Annotated in this window: 14 protein-coding genes; 12 read left to right on the plus strand and 2 right to left on the minus strand. The window is 48.4% G+C overall.

The annotated features are described in order from the left end of the window. Positions 1–103: 103 nt before the first annotated feature. On the minus strand, positions 104–787 hold the full coding sequence (locus tag FJQ58_RS25535; RefSeq protein ID WP_139997637.1) for a GntR family transcriptional regulator: 684 nt from the start codon (positions 785–787) through the stop codon (positions 104–106). Between the two features lie 196 nt (positions 788–983). Between FJQ58_RS25535 and FJQ58_RS25540 the strand changes: the two genes are divergently transcribed. Continuing rightward, positions 984–2,213: an MFS transporter gene (locus tag FJQ58_RS25540; RefSeq protein ID WP_139997639.1), complete on the plus strand. Its 1,230-nt coding sequence runs from the start codon at positions 984–986 to the stop codon at positions 2,211–2,213. Between the two features lie 293 nt (positions 2,214–2,506). Here FJQ58_RS25540 and FJQ58_RS25545 read toward each other — a convergent pair whose 3' ends face one another. Beyond that, positions 2,507–3,388 carry an AraC family transcriptional regulator gene (locus FJQ58_RS25545; RefSeq protein WP_139997641.1) on the minus strand — a complete coding sequence of 294 codons (882 nt, stop codon included), beginning with the start codon at positions 3,386–3,388 and terminating at the stop codon, positions 2,507–2,509. A 160-nt stretch (positions 3,389–3,548) separates the two neighbouring features. Between FJQ58_RS25545 and FJQ58_RS25550 the strand changes: the two genes are divergently transcribed. From FJQ58_RS25550 to FJQ58_RS25600, 11 genes are all read left to right on the plus strand, one after another. Beyond that, positions 3,549–4,628 (plus strand): Gfo/Idh/MocA family protein, encoded by a 1,080-nt coding sequence (locus FJQ58_RS25550; RefSeq protein ID WP_139997642.1) that lies wholly within the window; start codon positions 3,549–3,551, stop codon positions 4,626–4,628. A gap of 36 nt (positions 4,629–4,664) precedes the next feature. Continuing rightward, positions 4,665–5,501: a sugar phosphate isomerase/epimerase family protein gene (locus FJQ58_RS25555; protein ID WP_139997644.1), complete on the plus strand. Its 837-nt coding sequence runs from the start codon at positions 4,665–4,667 to the stop codon at positions 5,499–5,501. 369 nt (positions 5,502–5,870) lie between these two features. Next, a complete protein-coding gene (locus tag FJQ58_RS25560) occupies positions 5,871–8,255 on the plus strand; it encodes a glycoside hydrolase family 95 protein (protein WP_139997646.1) in 2,385 nt (794 codons plus the stop codon). Positions 8,256–8,261: 6 nt separating this feature from the next. After that, positions 8,262–11,090 (plus strand): glycoside hydrolase family 3 C-terminal domain-containing protein, encoded by a 2,829-nt coding sequence (locus FJQ58_RS25565; protein WP_139997648.1) that lies wholly within the window; start codon positions 8,262–8,264, stop codon positions 11,088–11,090. A gap of 214 nt (positions 11,091–11,304) precedes the next feature. Next, on the plus strand, positions 11,305–11,652 hold the full coding sequence (locus FJQ58_RS25570; RefSeq protein WP_202915325.1) for a hypothetical protein: 348 nt from the start codon (positions 11,305–11,307) through the stop codon (positions 11,650–11,652). A gap of 175 nt (positions 11,653–11,827) precedes the next feature. Further along, a complete protein-coding gene (locus FJQ58_RS25575) occupies positions 11,828–13,630 on the plus strand; it encodes a cache domain-containing sensor histidine kinase (RefSeq protein ID WP_139997650.1) in 1,803 nt (600 codons plus the stop codon). Beyond that, complete coding sequence (locus FJQ58_RS25580; RefSeq protein WP_139997652.1) at positions 13,623–15,179, plus strand: response regulator transcription factor; 1,557 nt, start codon at positions 13,623–13,625, stop codon at positions 15,177–15,179. Before FJQ58_RS25575 ends, FJQ58_RS25580 begins: the two co-directional genes overlap by 8 nt. A gap of 283 nt (positions 15,180–15,462) precedes the next feature. After that, complete coding sequence (locus tag FJQ58_RS25585) at positions 15,463–16,422, plus strand: ABC transporter permease (protein WP_139997654.1); 960 nt, start codon at positions 15,463–15,465, stop codon at positions 16,420–16,422. A gap of 12 nt (positions 16,423–16,434) precedes the next feature. After that, complete coding sequence (locus FJQ58_RS25590; RefSeq protein WP_139997656.1) at positions 16,435–17,328, plus strand: carbohydrate ABC transporter permease; 894 nt, start codon at positions 16,435–16,437, stop codon at positions 17,326–17,328. 71 nt (positions 17,329–17,399) lie between these two features. Next, entirely contained in the window at positions 17,400–19,109 is a 1,710-nt protein-coding gene (locus tag FJQ58_RS25595; protein ID WP_139997658.1) for an ABC transporter substrate-binding protein, read from the plus strand. A gap of 91 nt (positions 19,110–19,200) precedes the next feature. Continuing rightward, positions 19,201–21,225, plus strand: coding sequence for a beta-galactosidase (locus FJQ58_RS25600; RefSeq protein ID WP_139997660.1), 2,025 nt, complete (start codon positions 19,201–19,203; stop codon positions 21,223–21,225). The last annotated feature ends 256 nt before the right edge of the window (positions 21,226–21,481 follow it).

Raw genomic sequence — 21,481 nt, forward strand, 5'->3', positions numbered from 1 at the left:
AGTGCGAAAATAAAAAAGTGATTGAACTGCAATGGATGCAGCTCAATCACTTTTTTTATAGGATAAGATTTTATAGGTTTCTCGCGAAGCCTTGTTATTTGTTTTACCGAACTACCGTAGCTTGGAGCATCGTATCCAAATGCTCAAGCGGCCTGATAAGGTTATGCTTCATCAGACGGGCAGCTTCTTCCGGGTTTCGAGCCTCCAAGGCGTCGATAATAGCCTCATGGTCCATAGCAGCCAATTGCGACTCCCAATTCGGGCGTTTGAAAAAAATATATTTGTACCGCCTGATATGCATTTGAAGAGAAGAGCAGAAGGAGAGGATATGCTGGTTGTTTGCAATATGCAAGATCGCTTCATGAAAGCTCTCGTCAAACTCCATGGCTTCATATAACTCGCCTCGGTTTACGCAATCGGCAAAGCTTGCATTAATTCCTCTTAGCAGCTCTACGTCTTCGGGCTGAATATGAACGACAGCAAGCTCTGCCGCCAATGCCTGCAGAGCGGTAAGCGGTGCGTACAGCTTGACGATATCCTCCTTCTCGAGCGGAGAGACCCTTGTCTCCTTCCCGGGAAAAGTCTGAATAAGTCCTTGCACTTCTAATAGCTGGAACGCTTCTCTTATCGGAGTCCGGCTTACGCCGAGTGCTTCTGCAAGCTCTACGTCATTTAGCTTTTCGCCGGGCTGAAGCGTGCCGTCAATGATCCATTTTTGCAGCTGGCTCAAGGTACGCTCTTTGGCGGACATTCTGACCGGGGTCGAGTAATTGGTTGGAATAGGCAATTTGCGCCCTCCTTTATTTATGATTCTGGATGGATGTGAGAAAGAGAAATACCATATATAATATATCGCAGGATAGGGAGTCGAAGCAAATGATATCGTTATGTCCAAAAAGATATATTGCTTTTATATGGTAGGCGGAATATAATATGCAATATATCGCATATCATACTACCACTTAAAGTAAGGAGAAATTAGTATGTCCAGCAATCAAGCCTCAGTTGCCGCATCCGCAACCGCAGTAAAAACGTTATTTCCATTATTATTTGCCATTAGCTTCGTTCATTTGATTAATGATACGATTCAATCGGTCGTACCCGCTCTATTTCCGATTTTAAAAGATTCCTTATCGCTCACCTTTGCGCAAATCGGCCTAATATCCTTAATGATCAATTTAACCGCAGCGCTGCTGCAGCCGATCATCGGAATTTTCTCCGATTCGCATCCGAAGCCGATGATGCTACCCATAGGCATGCTCTTCACGATGGCTGGGGTCGCTGCGCTTTCGTATGCTACCCATTTTTGGATGGTGATGGCCGCGGTGATGTGCATCGGCATTGGTTCTGCCGTGTTCCATCCGGTTTCTGCCCGCGTAGCTTACTTGGCTGCAGGGGAGAGGAAGGGAACGGGACAATCGATTTTCCAATTCGGCGGCAATATCGGACAGTCTCTTGCGCCGATCATGACAGCGGTGCTATTCGTGCATACCGGTCAACGAGGGGTCATTTGGTTTGTTCTATTCGTAACGATTGGCGTCGTCATTCAATATAATGTTGCCAAATGGTATGGAAACCAGCTTGCGCTGGTGCCAGCCTCCAATGCCAAGAAGGTAGCAAAGCCCGTATCGAAGCTGAATGTAACGAAAGGCAAGGTTATATTTGCGATCACGATTCTGATGCTGCTTGTTTTTTCCAAAAACGTCTATATCGCTGCAATTAGCAGCTACTATTCCTTTTATGCCATCGAACATTTTGGTCTTACGGTAAGTCAGGCGCAAATGGTGCTGTTTGTTTTTCTAGGGGCCAATGTAATCGGTCTTCTTTTAGGCGGGATATTGGCGGATAAATTCAGCCGCCGCAGCTTGATTTGGTTTTCGATTTTGGGAACAGCTCCGTTTGCTCTGCTGCTTCCTTATGCCAATTTAACATTTTCGATTATTTTAATCTTCTTTGCCGGATTAATATTGGCATCGGCTTTCTCTGTTATATTGGTATATGCCAATGAGCTTCTGCCAGGAAGAGTGGGACTCGTATCAGGGGTGTTCTTTGGAGTGGCTTTCGGGCTGGCAGGCATTGGCTCCGCCATACTCGGCAATCTCGCGGATTCTATGGGGATTGAATTTGTTATAAGATGCACCTCTTATTTGCCTTTGCTTGGGATGCTGACGATCTTGCTTCCATCGGACCGGAAAGAAAGAATTTCTCAATAGGACAATTTGCGCGATCTCTCCATGCACATACAATGATGGTGTATAGCCTACTTGGTGCTGGAGGGGGAGTTGTGCATGAGTAAGCGGAGTTTAATGATTTTATCATTGGTCATCTACGCTTTGCTAGCCATCTTATTCCTAGTATTGACCTTATGTAAAATATAAGATTGGATAAGTTGTCCAATCTTAACCGGACACTTCCCTTTCATTATGAAGGGTAACATAATAAAACAAGGGCTGCCCAACGAGTAGAATTTTCTACTGTGGGCAGCCCTTGCTTATTGAGGGGATGGCTAATCTCTATGCGTATTCTGATTCAACTTCATTTTACGGTAAGCCTTGGGCACGATTCCTTTCGTTTCACGGAAAATGCGCGAAAAGGTTTTGTAAGAGCCGTAGCCAACTTCCAAAGCAATTTCAGCGACATTCATATCTGTCGATACAAGCAAGCTGCACGCATGGCGCAGCCGCAAATCATGCAGGAAGTGAACGAAGGTTTGTCCGGTCGTTTGCTTAATGACTTCGCTGATGCGGGAGACGCTTAGCGAGAAGCGGCTTGCAAGATCAGACAGGGCGAGCTCGTCCTGATAATGGCGGTGTATGTAATGGATGATCGGCCATACCGAGGCATTTGATTTGGATGTCTGCTTCGCGGTTTCAGTAGGTATCGCACCCTTTCGGCGATAGCGGTCAAAGCAGGCCAATATTTCCTTCAGCCTTACCTGAAGCATCGTTCGCCTCCAAGGCTCATGCCCCGTATATTCTTGATACATATCTTCGATTAAAAGCTTCATTTTTTCATTTTCACTATCGCTTAGCTGAACGAAGGGCGGCAGGGCATTCTGTTCGATTAAGTCCATTAAGCCGTCTTCTTGCCCAGGCTCCATTAACAAATCCATACTGAACATACAATTATAAAGGACCAGCGTGCTGCCTGGCTCCGTAAATAGTTCATGAACCTGATAGGGCAAAACAAAGGTGAAAGTTCCGGGCAGCATCTGGTGCCTGGCGTCATTAATGGATTCGGAGCCTCTTCCGTCTACCACATAGGAAAACTCCAGAAAATCATGCCGATGCGGCCGGAAGCCGTGATATAGCCGGTTTAAGCTGATATGAAGAGGCGAAGAAGTATTCATATTTGGGTACGTTTTCAAATAATCGGGTATGTAGGTCATGAAATAATGGATTCCTCCGAAAAACTGAGACTTTTACCGAAAAACAAGCACGATTTCCCGTCCCGTTTATTCTAACATAAATAACGTGATCAGGCGCTAATGAAAGCGGATGCTTGACGGTCGGATTTAACGATAGAAATACATTATGGGAGGCTTACTCATGGCGAATGACAATAAAATTAGAATAGGCATTATCGGAGCAGGAAACATCGGTAATGTGCATGCGAATGAATTTACGAAGCTGGGCGATGAATGCCAAGTAACGGCGATTACCGATTTGGTTATTTCACGGGCAGAGGAGAAGGCGAAGCAATATGGGATCGAGCATGTCATTGCATCAAATGAAGAGCTGATCGCGCGGCCCGATATAGATGCTGTTATCATTGGAGTGCCGAACCAGTTCCATGCGCCGCTTGCGATTCAAGCGCTTGCTGCGGGCAAGCATGTGCTCCTGGAGAAGCCAATGGGCATTAACAGCGATGCGGCACGCCAAATTTTGAAAGCAAGCAAGGCTTCCGACCGTGTCGTGATGGTTGCCCATCAGATGCGCTGGGAATCCGTTGCGATGCAAATCAAAGAGCAGATTGATCGCGGCGAGCTCGGCAACATTTATACGGCTAAAGCCGGCTGGTTCCGCCGGAAAGGGATTCCGGGCTGGGGCACCTGGTTTACCCAGACGGAGCAATCCGGCGGCGGGCCGCTTATCGATATTGGTGTTCATATGCTTGATCTTGCGTTATATTTGATGGGCAACCCTAAACCGGTGTCTGTATATGGAGCCACCTATGCGGAGTTTGGGCCAAAGCGCAAAGGAATTGGCACATGGGGAACGCCTGATTGGAACGGGACTTATGACGTAGAGGATTTGGCAACCGCTTTGATCAAGATGGAGGATGGAAGCACGCTTTCTCTGGAAGTAAGCTGGGCCGTCCATATGGATACGGATAACTCGGAATTCATCCACTTGATGGGCTCGGAAGGCGGCGCTAGCTTCCGTGGAGCGAAAGGCAAGCTGCTAACGGAAAAGTTCGACCGTCCGATTGAAACCGAATTGCATAAGGCCCAAAATGAAGAGGGAGAACGGGCGCGATTAAGCCGCCATTTCCTGAGTTGTATTCGGGAAGGCAAACAGCCGATTACTTCAGCGCTTACCGGCTTTACGAATAATCTTGTTCTTGATGCGATTTATGAATCCTCGCGTACAGGCAGCGAAGTGAAGCTGGATTGGAATTTGGATTAAATCAAATAAGAGGTAGAAGAAGGAGGCATCATTCATATGCTAAGAGGATTAACGGGTGCTGGACTGGGCCGTATTGAGAGCGATGAGAAACTGATTGAGCTGGCTGGAGCACATGGATTTCAGGCTGTAGATATTGATGCGGAATCATTGATTGCCCGTCATGGCATTGAGAAAGCGCGCGATCTGCTCGCAAGCAGCGGCGTAGTGATCGGTTCCATTGGTTTGCCTGTCGAATGGAGAACCACAGAAGAGGCTTTTCTTGAAGGCTTGCAGAAGTTGGCCTCTTCCGCAGCGGCCGCAGCGGCGCTTGGCTGTACAAGCTGCTGTACGTATATTCTGCCATCCACGGATTTGAAAGCAGCCCGCTTTATGGCGCTCGCTACCCGCAGACTGCGTACTTGCGCGCAAATTCTTGGTGCTTACGGTATTCGTTTGGGGCTTGAATTCGTAGGTCCTCACCACTTGCGTACACGCTGGGCTAATCCATTTATTTGGACGCTTGAGGAGACGCTGGAGTGGATCGATGCTATTGGCGAGAGCAACGTGGGCTTGCTGTTTGATGCATACCACTGGTATACAAACGAATTGTCGGTTGCTGATATCGATGCGCTTCGTGCGGATCAAATCGTGCATGTGCATATTAACGATGCTCCGGACGTACCGGTTGGAGAAGCGCTGGATAATGGCCGGATCTACCCGGGCGAGGGCGTTATTGATCTTGTAGGCTTCTTGCAGGCACTTCATCGCATTGGCTACAAAGGCGCGGTATCCCAGGAAATTTTGACCGCTGAAGCGCCAACGCAATCGCCAGAGGAGCTCATCGTGCGCACCAAGGCAGGCTTCGATAAAGTATTTGGCGCCGCTGGCCTGTAAGTAAACCGTCACAGCTGGTTTTGGAACATCGTCTCTTTATAAAAATGGTCTCGCATGAAATTCATATGCGGGGCCATTTTTTATGGGATGAATTAGCTGTAATTGGGACTCGTTGTCTTATCACCTAGCTCCAGAATTAAGCTTTTTAAGCTTAAGCAAAGCGAAGGGCGATCGTTATTGCTTGTAATTCTATCATATAATCGTCCCCCTTGAAAAATATGGTAACTTCCTCCATACTACGAGCAAGCCCTAATTTTGATATGAATTTAGATGAAATTCGATGGGTACTGTGCAGGAAGGCTATTCCGTTATGATGGATAATAACCGTTTTTTTGCTTCGAAAATGATGCGAACATAGGAGATTAATAGATGACCAATAGAAAAGAGCAAAATCACTCACTGAACCTTTGGTATAAACAGCCAGCTTTCAGGTGGGAAGAAGCGCTGCCGATCGGAAATGGGCGGCTAGGCGGCATGGTATTTGGCGGCGTGGCTAAGGAACGGATTCAATTAAATGAAGATACGCTTTGGTCAGGCTTTCCGCGGGATACGAATAATTACGAGGCTTTGCGCTATTTGAAGCGAGCCCGCGAGCTCATCGCAGAGAAACGATATGTCGAAGCAGAGCAGCTCATCGAGTCGAAAATGCTAGGGAAAAATACCGAATCGTATCAGCCGATGGGCGATTGGTATGTGGAGCAGCATTTTGCACAAGGCAGCGCCGAGCTGAGCCATTATAATCGAACACTGGATATTGATGCGGGGATCGCCACCACCCGTTGGCAAATTGGACAAGCGGATTATTGCCGCGAAACTTTTGTAAGCGCAACCGATCAAGTGCTTTGCACCCGATATGAAGCGCATGGAGACGGACTTTTGGAATTGACGTCCTATCTGGAGTCATCTGTACATTATGAGGTAGCTGCCGAGGGCGGCGATGCGATTGTGCTGTATGGCCAGTGCCCAAGCCACGTCGCTGACAATTATTTAGGCGATCATCCAAAAGCGGTGCAATACGAGGCTGGCCGAGGCATCACCTTTCAAACCAAGTTGACTGTAACGGCTGAAGGAGGAACGGTGTCTGTCGATGGGGACAATCAAATAAAGGTAGTCGGGGCAAGCAGCGTTACTTTTCTGCTGAGTGCAGCTACAAGCTTTGAGCGCTATAACCTGCAGCCAGCCGCAAGCAAAGCCGAGCTAAGCAAGCAAAATGATACGATACTGGCGGCAGCTTCAGCGCATAGCTATGAGATGCTGCGGGCACGTCATGTACAGGATCACCGCCAACTGTTCCAGCGGGTGCAGATAGATTTGGGACAGACGCCGAATTCCCTTCTGCCTACCGACGAGCGGCTCGAAGCCTACAAACGAGGCGAACAGGACCCTCAGCTGGAAGCTCTTTATTTTCAATACGGCAGGTACTTGCTCATGGCAAGCTCACGGCCCGGAACACAGCCGGCAAACCTGCAAGGCATCTGGAATGACCGGGTGCAGCCGCCTTGGAATAGCGATTATACGACGAATATCAATACGCAAATGAATTATTGGCCTGCCGAGCTTGGCAATTTGAGCGAGTGCCACGAGCCCTTATTTCAAATGATTGAGGAGCTTAGCGAGTCAGGCGCGAGGACGGCAGCTATCCATTACAATAGCGCGGGATGGGTGACGCACCATAATGTTGACCTGTGGCGCACATCCACGCCAACGGCTGGACATCCAAGCTGGGCGTTCTGGCCGCTGGGCGGCGTATGGCTGACACAGCATTTGTGGGAGCATTATTTGTACAACCCCGATGAGAGCTTTTTGCGTGAAAGAGCTTATCCGCTTATGAAGGGCGCTGCGTTGTTTTGTCTGGATTGGCTTCAGGAAAATGGCGAAGGCCAGCTGATGACATCGCCATCCACCTCGCCGGAAAATAAATTTCTGACCGCCGATGGGGAGGCAAGCAGCGTGGCAGAATCGTCCGCCATGGACATTACCTTGATTCGCGAGCTGTTTGAGCATTGCATCCTAGCTGCTTCCTTTCTGCAAACGGATGAGGCATTCGCAGAGCAAGTTAATGCTGCCTTGCAAAAGCTTTCGCCGCTGCACATCTCGCCCGATGGTTTATTGCAGGAGTGGCATGATCATTTCGAGGAGCATGAGCCGGGCCATCGCCATGTTTCCCATCTATACGGGTTGTATCCAGGAACCACAATTAACGAGACGGCTTCGCCTGAGCTCGTGGAAGCGGGAAGGCTGACGTTAGAGAGCAGGATCAAGAGCGGCGGGGGGCATACGGGCTGGAGCTGCGCTTGGCTGATCAATTTATACGCGCGTTTGAAGGACGCGGAAGCTTCTTACCGTTTCATTCATACGCTGCTTGCGAGGTCTACGCATCCTAACCTATTTGATGACCATCCTCCGTTTCAAATTGACGGAAACTTTGGAGGAGCTGCGGGCATAGCTGAGCTGCTGCTTCAAAGTCATCTGGGCGGCATTGAGCTCCTGCCCGCGCTTCCGCTTGCTTGGCCAACTGGCTATGTTAAGGGGATCAAAGCACGAGGCGGCTTTATCGTCGAGCTGCAATGGCAGGACAGCAAAATTACGGAAGGCCGTATTTATTCTACCCACGGCTCAACCTGTAAGCTGATTGCCAAGGAGACGTTGTTGGTATACTCGGCAGATGGCACGCTGATTGACGGAGCGCGGCCGTTTGCGACGAAAAAAAATGAATGGTATACGATTAAATCTGCAACGAATAAAGGAGAGTAAACATCCATGACGACGAATACACGTTATCCTTTTGAAAATATAGAGCTTCCTCTGGAAGAGCGGGTGACCGATTTGGTCTCCCGCTTCACGCTCGAGGAGAAAATTGAATCGATGGTCCAGTACCAGCCTGAGATTGAGCGTTTAGGCGTAAAGCCATACAAGCATGGAACGGAGGCTGCCCATGGAATGGCTTGGCTGGGAGAGGCCACGACATTCCCGCAGCCGATTGGCCTAGGCTGTACATGGAATCCTGTTCTTCTCAAGGAAGTGGGCAGCGTCATTGGCGACGAGGCACGTGTTTATTTTCAACGTAATCCGGCTATTAACGGCTTGACCCTCTGGGCGCCAACCGTAGATATGGAGCGCGATCCCCGCTGGGGACGTACGGAGGAGGCATACGGCGAGGATCCGAAGCTGACAGGGGAGCTGACGGCTTCGCTCGTGCAGGGCATTCAGGGCGATCATCCGCTTTATTTCAAAGCGGTAGCGACCTTGAAGCATTTTATCGGCAACAATAATGAGATAAATCGCGGAAGCTGTTCCGCGAGCATCGACCCGCGCAATATGAAGGAATATTACCAAGCTGCATTTAAGCCAGCCTTCGTCAAGGGCGGCGCTCAATCGATGATGACTTCATATAATTCCGTCAACGGAACGCCTACTATTTTGCATGAAGACGTGAATAAAGTGGTAAAAGAGGAGTGGGGCATGAATGGCTTCGTCGTCAGCGACGCGGGCGACCTGCTTGGTATCGTAAATGACCATAAGTATTATGACAACTATAAGGATGCCGTGGCACATTCGATTAAGGCTGGCATTGACAGCATCACCGATGACAAGGAGAAATCTTGTGCAGCGATCCGCGAAGCGCTGGAGGAAGGCCTGCTGACCGAGCAGGATCTGGATAAAGCGCTGGTCAATACGTTCCGCGTCCGCTTCCGCTTAGGTGAATTTGATCCCGCTGACCACAACCCATTCGCGAACATGCCGGAAGCTAAGCTATGCGCACCTGAGCATGGGGAGCTATCGCTGCAAGCTGCGCGGGAGTCGATCGTCTTGCTGAAAAATGAAAATAACGCTCTGCCGCTGGACAAGGAGAAGCTCAGCAGCGTAGCTGTCATTGGTCCGCTTGCAGATGTCGTGTACCGGGACTGGTATTCGGGTTCGCTGCCTTATAAAGTGACGCCGCTTGAAGGGATCGTAAGCAAGCTTGCCGGCAAACAAGTGTCATATAGCAGCGGCAATGACCAAATTCGGTTGAAATCAGCTGCCAACGGCAAGGCGCTGCATGCTGCGGGGCAAGATGAGAATCGGCTTCAAGCAGCTGATTCCGCGGACGCTGGTGAAACGTTTGAGGTTACGGATTGGGGCTGGGGCAGCTATACGCTGGAGAGCAAGACGAACGGCAAGCTGCTTACTAGCGCCGACGACGTGAATATCGCAGCTGCCGCAAATGAAGCATTTGGCTGGTATGTCAAGGAAGTATTCAAGCTGGATGAACAGTCAAACGGTCAGTTTGCGATCCGTACGTGGAACGGCAAGCTGGTATCGGCGCCCAATGGCGGGGCTGATCCGCTGCAAGTCACAGATGCCGTAGAAGTTGGTGCAAATGAGCGGTTTACGAAGGATAGGGTGACGAATGGCATCGAGGAAGCGGTGGCCGCAGCCAAGGCGGCAGAAACGGCTATCGTCTTTGTCGGCAACAATCCGCTGATCAACGGCAAAGAAGAAATCGATCGCCCGGGCCTTGATCTAGCTGCATCGCAAAACGAGCTGATTCGCGCGGTATTCGAGGCCAATCCGAATACTATCGTTGTCGTCATCGGCAGCTACCCGTTCACGTTAAATGCCGTGAATGCACAAATACCAGCCATCGTGTATTTGTCCCACGCAGGGCAGGAGCTCGGCAATGCGATTGCCGATGTGCTGTTTGGCGATTACTCGCCTGCGGGACGCCTCAATATGACGTGGTACCAATCCGAGGAGCAGTTAACGGATTTGATGGACTATGATATTTTGAAGGGCAAACGAACGTATTTGTATTTTGACGGGGAGCCTTTGTATCCATTCGGTTATGGTCTGAGCTATGGCTCATTCCGCTACAGCCCGCTTGAAATTACGAATCATGCGACTAGCCTGGAGGGGCATGTGAATGTTCAGCTACAGGTAACGAATGTATCTGAGAGGATAGCCGATGAAGTCGTGCAACTGTACGTGCGCGTGAAAGGCTCGAGAGTCGAGCGGCCGCTTAAGAAGCTGGTTGGCTTTGCGCGGATTACGCTGCAGGCGGGAGAAACGAAGGATGTGCAGCTGCTTGTACCAGCGGAGGAGCTGGCTATTTGGGACGTTACGCGCGGCCGCTTCTGCTTGGAGACGGCTCAGTATACATTTGAGGCAGGCGGTTCCTCGGCAGATGTGAAATCTTCGTCCACGATTACGATTACGGGGGAAAAGATTCCAAAGCGCAACCTCTCGCTGCCAACCCGTGCAGAAAATTACGATGATTACGCGCAGGTTTATTTGGACGAGAGCAAAGAGGGCGGAACGGCAGTCCGTCTCTCGCATTCCGAAGGCTGGATCAAATTTGCTGACATCGATTGGACGCATGGCTCGGCAAGCTTCGAAGCGCGCGTGAGCGGGGGAGTAGCCGGCGGCGAGCTGTCCATTCTGATTGGCAGCCCGCATGGTGCTGTTATCGGGTCATGTTCAGTGCCTGCAAGCGGTGACCAGGAATGGCAAAGCATACGGATTGATCTTCCTGGCATGCAACCGGAAGGCGACCTTCTTATCTGTCTTAACGGAAGCGTCAAACTGAGCTTTTTCAGTATTCAATAATGTTTTTTGAGACGAACAAACGATGACCAGAGCTGTCTTCAAGGCTGCATTTGCGGCTGAGGAGGCGGCTTTTTCTTTTTTTTATGGCTATAAAGTGAGGGAGATGGAGCAGCATATGTTTAGCTTTCGCATCCCGGTTGAGGTTGCATTTTCACGGTCACCGCTTTATTCTTTAGATTGACTATTAACATGAACAGAGGAGTTTGCCACGCGAATGAACGTTATGAAGATCGATTTGTACACCGACTGGCTGGACACGGTAAAGGAAATTTTTCGCGGCTCTGGTTATCCATTGCCTGAGGAGATGGATGATAGGGACGTTGCCATGTCTTATTTTTTGCAAACGGCACAATCTGAGGCGGACGCCGCGCTTCAGCTTGAAGCTAACCAGGAGCGGCTTGCGACGGTTCAGAAGCTCATCGGAGATCATTTTGAAACGGTTATATTACCGGATATCCGCAGCAGAACGGCCTATACGGGTGATCACTTTGTTTTTAAATGGGTATATAACCAAGGGGAGCATGTTGTAGAGCAGCATTCCATGTACCGCATCCCGCTCTAGCTTGAGCAGGATGCTGGTTAGGTACTAGAAAGCCGGGCCCAATGTCTAATTTCTACATGATAAAATAATGAATATACGAGGTATGAATGTGCGCATACCGGCTTTATAATATAGGATGCTTCAAATCGTAGCGCGAAAAAGTAAACGCTTTCCTGAGTGGGAGGGAGCTGCCTATATGGTGAGACGCATTAGAGCGCTTATGCAAGGAATTAACAATATTCGTATCAAAAAAAAGCTAATTCTCTCGTTTATTCTGGTCGTGTTTGTACCTGTGCTGATCGTTGGCATTTTTTTGACGGTTGCTTTTCGCCAAAATGTGCTTGATCAAGCGACGCAGCAAATTACAAACAATGTGGAGCGAATCAAGAAGCAGACACTGGATATCATCCGGATGCCGATCGAGATATCGGACAAGCTGCTCGTGGACAGCCGGTTAACGAATATCGTCAACACCCAATATAATTCTACCTTCGAGGTGGTCAAGGCTTTTTGGGAGTTTAACGATTTCCGCGATTATATTAAGCTTTACAGCGAAGTATACAACATCCGGTTTTATACAACGAATATGACGATACTGGACAATTGGGAGTTTCTTAAGGTCACTCCTGCCATTGAAGCGGAGCAGTGGTATAAGGATGCAATGAAGCAGGATGGGATACATTGGAGCTATATCTCAGACGAGACCAAAGGCAATCGCAACTACTTAAGCCTGGTCCGTAAAATCACTTTTCCTACTTATCGTACGAGCGGAATTCTGGTTATTGGTCTTAACCCCGTCGAGCTAAATAATATGGTTAGCCAAGAGCCGTTCGATACAATGATCATTGATGAAAGCGGATATATCATCGCAGCGAAAAACCCGAATTGGGTAAGCAAAAATATTTCGGAGCTCGACTTTGCCAGCAAGCTTACGAATAAAACGGAAGGCACTTATGAGTTTAAATTCGAGGACAAGCCTTCAAAAATCGTCGTGGAGGATCTTCATCCGGATTCCAGCCGCAACGGCCTTAAGATCGTGTCGGTATTTTCGATCGATAGCATTGTAAGCGGAGCCAACCGGATTAGTCTGCTGGGCTTTGGCATTATCATGCTGAGCCTAGTGATCGCTTTTGTGTTGATTTATATCTTTTCCGTTATTTTAGCTAAACGGATGCTGCTTCTGAACAAGGATTTGAACAAGGTTGCGATGGGGGATCTGAACGTTATTTCTCATGTGACTGGCAATGATGAAATCGGGATTCTTTCCAAGCAGTTTAACAACATGGTCGTAAGCATCCGCGGTCTGATGGACGAGGTATCGGAATCGCACAAGGAGCAGGCACTGCTTCAGCTCAGGCAAAAAGAGATTAAGCTGAAGATGATGGCAAGCCAGATCAATCCTCATTTTCTCTTTAATGCGCTTGAGTCGATTCGAATGAAGGCTCATATCAAAGGGGAAACCGAAATTTCCTCGATCGTCCGAATGCTTGGGAAAATGATTCGCCGAAATCTCGAAGTAGGTTCGCGTATGGTTGCATTAAAGGACGAGCTAGAAATGGTACGCTGCTATTTGGAAATTCAAAAATTCAGATACGGAAATGAGCGTTTAACCTTTTCGCTTGAAATTGATGAAGCGGGACAGAACATAGAGATTCCTCCGCTTATCATTCAGCCCTTAATTGAGAACGCTGTCGTTCATGGGCTGGAAAATGTAGCGGAAGGCGGCCTAGTTCGCTTAAAGACGCAAATTATAGGTCATATGCTCCGAGTAGAGGTTGCAGATAACGGGGTAGGCATTCATGAGGATAAAATGAAACAGATAAACGAAGCTCTTCATGATATGGAGGAAGAGGGAGAATACCGTATCGGACTGCGCAATGTGCATCAGCGGATCGTGATGATTTACGGAGAGGGCTGCGGCTTGCAAATTACGAGCGAGCCCGATACGGGAACACGTATTGTTTTTGAAATACCGACAGGGGGTCATCCATTTGCATAAAGTATTAATTGTCGACGATGAACCAATGATTCGGGAAGGGCTGCAAACCCTTGTCGATTGGCAAAAACACGGTTTTAACGTGGTGGGAGTCGCTTCGAATGGCCGCGAGGCGGTTGAAAAACATGCCTTGCTCCTGCCTGATTTGATATTAATCGATATTCGGATGCCCGGTATGGATGGTCTCCAAGCGATTGAAGAAATCAGAAAAACGGACGAAGTGTGCCATTTTCTTATTTTGAGCGGTTATGCGGAATTTAATTATGCGAAGCAGGCGATTGCGCATCAGGTGGATGGGTATATCTTAAAGCCGATCGATGAGGACGAGCTCGAGACCTATGTCGAGCGTATTAGCTCGCAGTTGAAGCAAAGATCCGAGCAGATGCTTAGTACGGAACAGACGTCTCAGCTTTTGCGCGAGGAGATGCTCCAGCAGCTTGCGACCGGAAAGAAGCTCACTGAGACATTCGGCACGAATGAGCAGGGGACACTGCTCGGCTCGCCAGCAAAGTATTATCAGCTTCTTCTGATCGAGCTGTACAGCAAGGAGCATTCCCTTACGATGAATGCGACCCTTAAGAAGAAGCTCGGCGAGATTATTGAGCAGAAGCAGCTGGGCTGGGTGTTTTCGGCTGAGCCTTACGTCGGTGTGCTGCTGAAGGATTATTTGCTGCAAAATGGTTCCCGCGAGCAAATGAGGCAGTGGATCGAGGACTGCTGTGGGACGCGGGTTAGATTTGCCGGGGCTGCAAGCGAGCCAGTGCGCGAGCTGCTGGAGCTGCAGCAATGGGCGCCAACCGTACGCGGCATGCTGAAGCAAAGGTTTATGCTGCAAGGCCAGCAAATTCATCTGGCTTCCTTGGCTGCCGGCAGCATACAGGAAGGTCCGGCGAAGCATGAGGAGCTGACCATCGACGCTCTTGCCCAGAAGCTCTATTATATGCTCGATATCGGGAGCAAGGACGGGGTGGACAAAGCTTTGCAAGAAGCGTCAGCCCACATTTGTGCGGTCGATACTTCCGAGCAATTCGTCAAATCAAGCTGGGCTCAGCTGCTTTCCATTGTATTGAACAAAGCAGCGATATCAAGCCAGCAGGTATCCGTGCAGGAGGACCTATCGATCATTACCGCGCTCTACCTTGCGCATCACTACGATGAAATGATGGTCCAGCTACAGAAGCGGCTGCAGGATTTGACCGAAAAGCTAGGGAAGTCGGACAGCCTATCGGTGATGAAGCAGATGACCGATTTCATCGAAAGGCACTACAGCGAAAATATTAAGCTGGAAACGCTCGCGGATTTGTTTAATTATAATAGCGGTTATTTGGGTAAAATGTTCAAAAACTATACCGGCGAGCATTTTAACACTTACTTAGATCAGGTTCGTATTCAGCATGCAATTGAGCTGCTTCAAGAAGGGCTTAAAGTGCATCAGGTATCGGAACGCGTCGGCTATGCGAATGTGGACTACTTCCACAGTAAATTCAAAAAATACAAAGGGGTTTCTCCTTCGTCCTTTAAAGGTAGCGCGGGTAAATCAGTTTCGGACTGATGATAGGCAATATCCTGCTGCAGCAGTTTCGTTACGCCTGAATCAATTGGCTGGCTAAGCCAATTCCGATGCAGGCGTTATTTTTCATTCCATAGTAACCAGTGGTTATGAAAGCGTTTGAAAGTGCGTATTTTGATATGATTTTAGGTCTAATTTATCGGGTGCAAGGGAAGTACGCCTATCGTATATGATTAGTACAGATAAGAGAGGGTAAGCTACACAAACAAAGAGACGCTTACGAAAGATGTTTTTGCCCGGAGCAAAAACAATAGGAGGAGCAGCGATGAAACCGCTAACAGAAGATGCCCAAGTCGTTGGGTCAACAAACAAGAAGAACCGCTTTTGGTTCAGAGCTTTCCAGCAACGCTATTTGTACATGATGTCATTGCCGTTTGTTATCTGGATTTTCATATTCAGCTATGTGCCAGTGTGGGGGTGGTTGACCGCCTTTCAAAACTACAAACCGAAAAACGGAATATTCGATCAAAAATGGGTGGGCTTAGACAATTTCATTGAGCTGTTCCAGGACGAGAGATTTTATATTGTCCTGAGAAATACATTGGCCATGAGTACGATGGGCTTAATTGTGAGTTTTACCATTCCTGTTATATTCGCACTATTATTAAATGAGATGAGAGGACAGTTCTTCAAACGTTCCGTCCAAACGATTTCTTACCTGCCTCACTTCGTTTCCTGGGTTGTTGTTGCCGGGCTCGTAACCAAGATGCTATCTACCGATGGCGGCGCTGTCAATCAATTGCTTATGTATTTGAACATCATTGACACTCCGATCCAATTCATGGCTAAGGGCGAATGGTTCTGGGGCATCGTTACTTTATCTGACCTGTGGAAGGAAATGGGCTGGAACTCGATTATTTTCCTGGCAGCCATGTCCGGCATTGATCCCGAGCTTTACGAGGCTTCAACGGTTGACGGTGCAGGACGCTTCCGCAAAATGTGGCATATTACGCTGCCAGGCATTCGGACAACCTTTATGGTGCTTTTCATCCTTTCGATCGGACATTTGGTCAGCATTGGTTTCGAGAAGCAATTCCTGCTAGGCAATCCTCTCGTGTCTGATTACTCAGAGGTTCTCGATTTATATGCGCTCAAGTACGGCATTCAGTTGAGTCGATATTCGTATGGTACGGCAATCGGCATATTCAACTCCGTCGTCAGCATTCTGCTCGTGTTTATCGCGAACGGCATATACAAACGAGTCACCAAAGAATCAATCATATAGGAGGAACCGCATATGCAAGGAACGATGAAAAGAAGTACGGGCGATAAAATATTCGATACCTTCATTTACATTTTCATGGCTATTGTTGCTATAGTGACGTTATATCCTTTCCTCAACGTACTAGCGATTTCATTCAATGATTCGGTAGATACCGTAAGGGGCGGATTAACCATATACCCTCGTGAATTTACTCTCAAAAACTATGAGACGATATTCGGTTTCGACGGGTTGCTAGTTGGCTTTAAAAACTCGGTACTGCGTACCGTCATCGGTACGGCAGTCGGCGTATTATCCGCCTCGATGATGGCTTACACGCTTAGCCGTCCGGATTTCCAGTCAAGAAGATGGATGTCAGTCGGATTCGCCCTTACGATGTACTTCACGGGCGGACTCATTCCAGGCTTCCTTCTTATGAAAAATCTTGGATTGATGGGCACGTTCTCAGTGTACATTATCCCTGCGCTTCTCAGTGTCTGGAACGTGTTCGTTGTCCGTTCTTATATTGACGGACTTCCTTACGCCCTGCAGGAATCAGCCAAAATCGACGGTGCGAACGACTGGACGATTTTCTGGAAGGTCATTCTCCCGCTTTGCCAGCCGGTTCTTGCAACCATAGCATTGTTTATTGCAGTCAGCCATTGGAACGCCTGGTTTGACACGTATCTGTTTAATAATCGGAATCCTGAGAATACGACGCTTCAGTACGAGCTTATGAAGGTGCTGCAGTCCACGCAATCAGGCAATAACTATCGCGATCCGAATGCGCAGCAAGCGATTGCTTCCGTTTCGCCGGAATCGATTAAGATGGCGATTACGATTGTGGTTACCATCCCGATTCTTATGGTGTATCCGTTCCTTCAAAAGTATTTCGTGAAGGGCATGACGCTGGGAGCAGTAAAAAGTTAATTTTGGTAATAGCAGGTTTCCTGTTATATACATGTCCATCAGCAACAGAAAAATAGGGAGGCTTTACAGCAATGAAAAGAAAGATGCAAATGACATTAAGCTTGATGTTGGCACTTGTATTCGTATTCGTCACCGCATGCGGCAACTCGAATAATGAAGGCAGCACGAACAAGGGAACAACTAATGGAGCAACCAATTCTGCCAACGAAGGCGCAGCTATTGACCCGATTACGATCCGAGTAGCATCGGGCGATGTTAACGCCAACTGGGATGACATGCAATCCGATGTCGGTAAATTTATTCAAGAAAAAACGGGTATAACGATGAAACAGGAATTTCCTGTAGGCGGTACCGATGAAGAAATGTTCGCACTTATGGTGGCAAGCGATGAATATCCAGACCTTGTTATGCCAAAAGGCAGCGCAGGCAAATTGGTGGATGCAGGCGCGCTCGTTGACCTTCGTCCCTTGATCGAAGAGTATGGTCCTAATATCAAAAAAGTATACGGCGAATATTTCAACCGTCTTCGCTGGAGTGAAGATGACGATGCGATTTACACGCTTCCGTCCGGTGGCGTAGGCCAAATCTATTTCGAATCAGGCGGCGGCTTTCAATTGCAGCACCAAGTGCTTGAAGCAGCGGGTTACCCGGAAATCAAAACCGTTCAAGATTACGAAGCAGCAATCAAAGCATACATTGAGAAAAACCCGAAAACGCCAGACGGCCAACCAACCATCGGCATGTCGCTTAACGGCGGCGAGTGGCAGATTCTGATTTCCGTAACGAACCCTGCTTTCTATGCTACAGGCGCTCCGGATGACGGTGAATTCTACGTAAACCAAGATACGCATGAAGCAATCATGCACTACCAGCGCCCAGAGGAAAGAGAATATTTCCGTTGGCTGAACCATATGAACGATATCGGCTTGCTTGACAAAGAAAGCTTCGTTCAAAAATATGACCAATACAAAGCAAAAGTTGCTTCCGGCCGCGTTCTTGGTCTAATCGACCAAAACTGGGATTACGGCGATGCGGAAAATGCTCTGAAAGCAGCAGGTAATTTCAAAGCGACTTACGCTCGTTTCCCTGTAACGCTGAATGACACGTTCCAAGATCACTCCTTCCAAGGCACGGGTTACATTGCGGGCTACGGGCTTGGAATTACGAAGGATGCCAAAGACCCTGTTCGTTTGATTAAATTCCTTGACTACCTCGCTTCCGATGAAGGCCAAGTGCTTGTTAACTGGGGTATCGAAGGCAAACATTACAACGTAGAAGGCGGCAAACGTGTCATTCCTGCGGATGTTCAAGCTCAAAAGTCGAACGACCAAAACACATTCAAGAAAACAACGGGCATTGGCAACTACTTGCTATCGGCTCGATACGGCGATGGCGTATTGGATCCATCCGGAAACTACTATACAACAACGTTCCCAGAGCAAATCCAAACTGCGTATTCCGAAGAAGACAAAAAGACGCTTGCCAAATACAACGCAACAACGTACAAAGATTTGTGGCCTGCGGATGACGCATTCCCAGAACGCAAATACGGCGCAGCGTGGACACTTCCATTTGAAACCGGCTCCCAAGCCAACGTTATTTTCCAGAAAACGCAAGATATTATGAAAAAACGCGTTCCGGAGGCGATTCTTGCTAAACCGGCTGACTTTGACAAAGTATACGATGCATTCCTTAAGGATTTAGAGGATGCAGGCGTTGCGAAGCTGAACGCAGAATTTACAAAAATGGTACAGGACCGCGTAGCGCTTTGGTCCAAATAAGTTTAAAATAAGCAAAGAAGAAGAGGGCTCATTGCATGGGCTCTCTTCCCTTGTTGTTATTTCTCAAAATTGAAGGGAGATAGGTGTTATTATGATACATAACAAGCTTCCAAAAATATGGTACGGCGGCGATTATAATCCTGAACAATGGGATGACGAGACGATGACGGAGGATCTTCGCATGTTCAAGCTAGCGGATATTGACGTCGCTACGGTGAACGTATTCTCATGGGCTCGTATTCAGCCGAGCGAAGAGCATTATGATTTCGAAGAGTTGGACAAAATTATAGATCGTCTGCATGGGGACCATATCTCGGTCTGCTTAGCCACGAGTACCGGTGCTCATCCCGCATGGATGGCGAAAAGATATCCGGACGTGACCCGTGTAGATTACGAAGGGCGCAAGCGGAAGTTTGGCGGACGCCACAATTCTTGTCCAAGCAGTCCGGCATACCGTAAATATTCGAAGCTGATCGCAGGTAAACTGGCGGAGCGCTATAAGGATCATCCCGCGCTTGTCGCATGGCATATTTCCAACGAATATGGCGGGTATTGCTACTGTGATAACTGTTCCGATGCATTCCAAGCATGGCTGCAAAAGCGGTACGGCACTATTGAGAAGCTGAACAAAGCTTGGTATACAAGCTTCTGGGGACATACGTTCTACGATTGGGATGAAATCGTACCACCAAATGCTCTCAGCGAGGAGTGGGGCGGCAACCGGACGAATTTCCAGAGCATTTCACTCGATTATCGCAGATTCCAATCGGATGCTTTGCTGGAATGTTATTTGATTGAATACGATGAGGTCCGCAAGCATTCTCCAAATATTCAAATTACGACCAACCTGATGGGGACGTACCCTGAGCTTGATTATTTCAAATGGGCAAAGCATATGGACGTCATTTCGTGGGACAACTATCCTTCCATTGACACGCCTGTAAGCTACACGGCTATGACCCATGCATTAATGCGCGGATTGAAGAGCGGCCAGCCTTTCATGCTGATGGAGCAAACGCCAAGCCAGCAAAACTGGCAGGCATACAACGCTCTCAAGCGTCCGGGCGTCATGCGGCTATGGAGCTATCAGGCCGTTGCGCATGGTGCAGACACCGTAATGTTCTTCCAGCTTCGCCGCTCAATTGGCGCTTGCGAGAAGTACCATGGCGCTGTCATTGAGCATGTTGGCCACGAGCATACCCGTGTATTCCGTGAATGCGCGGAGCTTGGGCATGAGCTTACTGCACTTTCGGATAAACTGCTTGATTCGCGGATCGATTCGAAAGCGGCTATCGTATTTGATTGGGAAAATCGCTGGGCAGTTGAGCTTTCAAGCGGGCCAAGCGTCGCATTAAAATATGTAGATGAAGTGCATAAGTATTATGATGCCCTGTTTGAGCTGAATATCCAGACGGATATGATCAGTGTTGAAGAGCAGTTGGACCAGTATGATCTGGTTATTGCTCCCGTGATGTACATGATCAAGCCGGGCTTTGCGGAGAAAATCGAAGCTTTTGTCGCTCGCGGCGGCACGTTCATTACGACCTTCTTCAGCGGTATCGTGAATGAGAATGATTTGGTCACAACGGGCGGTTACCCAGGCAAGCTTCGCAAGGTACTCGGCATTTGGGCGGAGGAAATTGATTCGCTGCTGCCTGGACAACAGAACCAGATGGTCATGAAAAAGGTAGATGGAGCACTCAGCGGCACGTATACCTGCAGTCTTCTGTGCGATTTGATTCACACGGAAGGTGCCGAAGTAATCGCCGAGTATGGCTCTGACTTCTATAAAGGCATGCCTGCTGCAACGGTTAACAAATTCGGCGAGGGTGAAGCGTGGTATATCGCTACCAGTCCGGACCAGCATTTCTTGCAAGCTTTGCTTGCTAATATATGTAAAGATAAAGGAATTAAACCTCTGCTTGCCGCTCCTTCCGGTGTAGAAGTGACCCGCAGAAGCAAAGACGGCAAATCGTATACATTTATTTTGAATCACAATGCGGAAGCTGCCGAGGTGCAGCTTGGCGCCCGGCCTCGCCCGGATCTCCTGTCGGGTGAGCCGGTAAGCGGATTGTACAGTCTGGCGGCCAAAGGCGTTATGATAATCGAGGAATAGTGTTTATTCAGCTCAATCGACTTGGACCAGCTTCCTTCCTGGGTGTTTGGCATATGCTGTAGTTATAAGCCCGGTATGAGGGGAGCACCGCACTTATGTCGACGAAGCGGCAGCGTCACCGCTTGAGCCTTCTTGTGCTCATATTGTATGTCCTGCTTGTACTTTTATTGTTTGCTTTGCTTTTTTGAGAAAAGGATTGTTCCTGACTAGCAACTTAGTCCGGGGACAATCCTTTTTTTGCTGGAATATTGCTTCC

Origin of the sequence: Paenibacillus paridis, assembly GCF_006345825.1 — a bacterium.
Taxonomy (GTDB): Bacteria; Bacillota; Bacilli; order Paenibacillales; family Paenibacillaceae; genus Pristimantibacillus; species Pristimantibacillus paridis.

What these genes read in the sequence shown, in the direction of transcription:
- FJQ58_RS25540 (WP_139997639.1), top strand. Translation starts at nt 984, where the DNA reads ATGTCCAGCAATCAAGCCTCAGTTGCCGCATCCGCAACCGCAGTAAAA.
- FJQ58_RS25545 (WP_139997641.1), bottom strand. Translation starts at nt 3,388, where the DNA reads ATGACCTACATACCCGATTATTTGAAAACGTACCCAAATATGAATACT.
- FJQ58_RS25550 (WP_139997642.1), top strand. Translation starts at nt 3,549, where the DNA reads ATGGCGAATGACAATAAAATTAGAATAGGCATTATCGGAGCAGGAAAC.
- FJQ58_RS25555 (WP_139997644.1), top strand. Translation starts at nt 4,665, where the DNA reads ATGCTAAGAGGATTAACGGGTGCTGGACTGGGCCGTATTGAGAGCGAT.
- FJQ58_RS25560 (WP_139997646.1), top strand. Translation starts at nt 5,871, where the DNA reads ATGACCAATAGAAAAGAGCAAAATCACTCACTGAACCTTTGGTATAAA.
- FJQ58_RS25565 (WP_139997648.1), top strand. Translation starts at nt 8,262, where the DNA reads ATGACGACGAATACACGTTATCCTTTTGAAAATATAGAGCTTCCTCTG.
- FJQ58_RS25570 (WP_202915325.1), top strand. Translation starts at nt 11,305, where the DNA reads ATGAACGTTATGAAGATCGATTTGTACACCGACTGGCTGGACACGGTA.
- FJQ58_RS25575 (WP_139997650.1), top strand. Translation starts at nt 11,828, where the DNA reads ATGGTGAGACGCATTAGAGCGCTTATGCAAGGAATTAACAATATTCGT.
- FJQ58_RS25585 (WP_139997654.1), top strand. Translation starts at nt 15,463, where the DNA reads ATGAAACCGCTAACAGAAGATGCCCAAGTCGTTGGGTCAACAAACAAG.
- FJQ58_RS25590 (WP_139997656.1), top strand. Translation starts at nt 16,435, where the DNA reads ATGCAAGGAACGATGAAAAGAAGTACGGGCGATAAAATATTCGATACC.
- FJQ58_RS25595 (WP_139997658.1), top strand. Translation starts at nt 17,400, where the DNA reads ATGAAAAGAAAGATGCAAATGACATTAAGCTTGATGTTGGCACTTGTA.
- FJQ58_RS25600 (WP_139997660.1), top strand. Translation starts at nt 19,201, where the DNA reads ATGATACATAACAAGCTTCCAAAAATATGGTACGGCGGCGATTATAAT.